4 protein-coding genes are annotated in these 3,220 nt (G+C 38.8%); all 4 read left to right on the forward strand.

The annotated features are described in order from the left end of the window. Positions 1-336, forward strand: a 336-nt coding sequence (locus CYQ88_RS11400; protein ID WP_101841453.1) for a multiubiquitin domain-containing protein, incomplete at its 5' end; no start/stop codon positions are given. After that, positions 311-1,516, forward strand: coding sequence for a ThiF family adenylyltransferase (locus CYQ88_RS11405; RefSeq protein ID WP_233188883.1), 1,206 nt, complete (start codon positions 311-313; stop codon positions 1,514-1,516). The genes CYQ88_RS11400 and CYQ88_RS11405, both read left to right, overlap by 26 nt. Before the next feature lie 2 nt (positions 1,517-1,518). After that, entirely contained in the window at positions 1,519-1,950 is a 432-nt protein-coding gene (locus CYQ88_RS11725; RefSeq protein WP_369827566.1) for a DUF6527 family protein, read from the forward strand. A gap of 81 nt (positions 1,951-2,031) precedes the next feature. After that, entirely contained in the window at positions 2,032-3,207 is a 1,176-nt protein-coding gene (locus tag CYQ88_RS11415; protein WP_101841454.1) for a type II toxin-antitoxin system HipA family toxin, read from the forward strand. Positions 3,208-3,220: the final 13 nt, after the last annotated feature.

The following is a 3,220-nucleotide window of genomic DNA, read 5'->3' on the forward strand; positions in this document are numbered from 1 at the left end:
AAATTTGTTTTGCTCATTTTGAGCATGAAAGTAATTACGGCAATGATGCCGTCTGAAAGGATAAATATGAATACAGAAAAATTTGAACATGAAAAAAAACATGAAAGTAAGCCTAAAAACATTATCGTCAACGCTCGCCCTAAGAGCTTTGAAGGTGATCGAATAACTTACAGCGAAGTTGTTGATCTTGCTTTTTCTGGCTCAGTAGATAGTGACGTTGTTTACACTGTCAGCTATGTAGGCCCGAAAACGTCTGATGGGACTCTCGTTGAGGGGCAGTCCGTAGCAATCAGAAATGGAGTGAAGTTCGATGTCATTAAAACTAACCGCTCGTAACCCTTCTATTGCCAGATTGATCGATGAGGGATTTGATGTTGAGATAGTGCACCAACATCTTTTGGTGCACTCAATTCCATATTTAAACCAGGCTGGAGTGTTAAAGCTTGGAACTTTAGTATGTTCTTATTCTGAGCTAGGTGATCAGGATACTCGTCCTCAGGACCATACTATGTGGTTTAAGGGGGAGACCCCTTATAGAGCTAATGGTCAGCAAATGATTCATGTTGTTAATCATTCAAATGGAATTGTTCTTTTTGACCAGTTTAGAGTTGATTTTTATTTATCAAATAAGCCAAATGGTCAATGCCCTGTAAGCTTCTATGAAAAGGTGACTCACTACCATAATCTTTTTGCTAGCGAAGCTCGTGTTGTAGATCCTAATGCTGATGGGAGAACGGGAAAGGTTCATGGGCAGCGTGATGAAACATCTGTTTTTAAATATCCTGATACTGCTTCTGCAAGAGCGGGCATTACTGCTTTATCACAAAAACTAAGGGGTTCAAAAGTTGCAATAGTGGGTGTTGGAGGGACTGGAAGTTTTATCTTAGATCTGCTGTCAAAGACACCAGTTTCTGAAATTCATTTATTCGATGGAGATGATTTCGAGCCACACAATGCCTTCAGAGCTCCTGGTGCTTCATCGCTTGATGATTTACAGCGCAAACCTAAGAAAGTTGACTACTTTGCTAATTTATATGAGCCATTAAGAGAGGGAATTTTCTCTCATCCCTATTTTTTGGATGATAGCAATATTCAGGAACTAGATTCATTTAACTTTGTCTTTGTATCGGTCGATAATGGTGATGCACGTCGCATCATTACAAATCATTTAGTACAAATGAAAATTCCCTTCATAGATGTAGGTATGGGCATTGAAGTAGTAGAAATGGAAGAAAATGTTAGTTCTCTTCTAGGAACATGTCGGGTTACTTTGGCTACTGCAGAAAAACAGGAACACCTGTCTCAACGACTTGATTTCAATGAGGATGAGGGGGATGTTATTTATAGAAGTAATATTCAGGTGGCAGACTTGAATGCGCTTAATGCAGCTATGGCTGTTATAAAGTGGAAGCAGTTAATGGGGTTCTATCTAGATCAAGAGCAGCCACATAACTTGATATATACTCTTTCCCTACAGTCCTTATCACGCGGAGACTCGGGAGGGTTAGTACAATGAGGATGCGGAGTGTCACTCCTGTTTTTGTTGAATTTATACCAGACCATATTGAGGAAGGGTTGTTGTATATAAGCGAACCCTATCAAACAGCAATACACAAGTGTTGCTGTGGTTGTGGTGAAGAAGTTGTAACACCCTTTTCACCAGCTGACTGGCGGTTAACGAATGGTGATAAAGGCGTATCTATAACTCCCTCTATAGGGAACTGGAATTATAAATGCAAATCACATTATTTTATTCGTAATAATCAGATCCTTTGGGCAGGTCGAATGAGTTCACAGCAGATAGAGCAGGTTCGGAAGAGAGATATTAGTGACAAGCAAAGTTATATTGCTCAATTGAATACGGCCAAAAAAGAGACTAAGAGTAGGAATTGGTTTACTTCAATGATTAAGTCTATATTGAGTTTGTTTGAATCGATATTTCGGAAATAATAAATTGAAAAAGGAAAGCCTTCTGACAGCCTAGTAAGTGATGTTTGGGCACTTTCACTCGAAGATGAGGACTTCAGTTAGATGACCATTGAAATGTTGTATGTTTTTAATACTGATAAAGTCCTTGTTGGCAGGCTTAGGGTCCAACATTCAACCCCAGAAGGATATAAGTTTCAGTATGCTAAAAGCTATTTGAATAAATCCGATGCACTTGCAATCAATCCTATTCACCTACCCCTTATCGACAAAACATTCTTTTCAAAGAAAGGCTTTAATGGTGCATTGCTTAGTTTTAACGATGCTTTACCCGGGGTCTGGGGGAAGGCTGTTCTAAAATCTATTAATGGCAGGGCTTTAACAGACTTTGAATTGCTGCTCCAAAATCAGCAAGATCGATTAGGTAACCTGGTTTTTAGCACTGAAAAGGAATTCCCAAACATTCTCGAACCACGAAATAAAGAACCTTTTAAGTGGAAAGAAATTATCGAAGCAAAAGGGCAGTTTGAGCGAGATAATTCTTTTTCTGAAAAATATGCAAAAATCTTTAAGCAGGGCTCAAGTCAAGGTGGTGCAAGGCCAAAACTCACTGTGCTAAAAGATGATGAGCTCTATCTAGCGAAGCTACCCTCTATTCGAGATTATGAAAATAATGCTCAAATTGAGCATGGGACTCTTTGTTTGGCAAAGAAGGTCGGAATCAATGCCGTCGATAGTAGCATCATCTCAATCAATAGTCATACTGATGTGTTTTTGACCAAACGATTTGATATTTTTGAGACTGGAAAACTTCCCTATTTGAGTATGCAATCAATACTTGGCGTTGAGGAAAGTTTTGAGGCTTCTTATGGTGACTTCGCTTTGGCTCTAAAAAGACTAAATCGTGGTCGAGACTCTTTGGAAGTTTTTAAAAGGATGGTATTCAATGCATTAGTTTCCAATCATGACGATCACTATCAAAATCATGCGGCGTACTTCAAAGATGGCTTGTGGCAACTTACACCAGCTTTCGATATAGCTGCGGGAGAAAGTAATCGTAGAACCTTAGCTATCTCAGCCGGAACTCAAGGTGATTCTAAACATATTGAAAACATCATATCAGAATCTGATAAATTCAATCTTGACCAAGATGAGGCTCTTTCGATATTTGAACAAATGAGAGATTATATTGAAAATAATTGGGCCATTGATTTTAACGAGGCAGGAGTTGAAGCGAATGTTATTGATTCAGTTAAGTGGGCAATTCTTAATGATTACTAATGTGAGCACTCAT

The sequence above is a fragment of the Hydrogenovibrio sp. SC-1 genome (assembly GCF_002848135.1).
Classification (GTDB): domain Bacteria; phylum Pseudomonadota; class Gammaproteobacteria; order Thiomicrospirales; family Thiomicrospiraceae; genus Hydrogenovibrio.

Coding starts and splice junctions, on each gene's coding strand:
- CYQ88_RS11415 (WP_101841454.1), top strand. CDS start 2,032: ATGACCATTGAAATGTTGTATGTTTTTAATACTGATAAAGTCCTTGTT.
- CYQ88_RS11725 (WP_369827566.1), top strand. CDS start 1,519: ATGCGGAGTGTCACTCCTGTTTTTGTTGAATTTATACCAGACCATATT.
- CYQ88_RS11405 (WP_233188883.1), top strand. CDS start 311: ATGTCATTAAAACTAACCGCTCGTAACCCTTCTATTGCCAGATTGATC.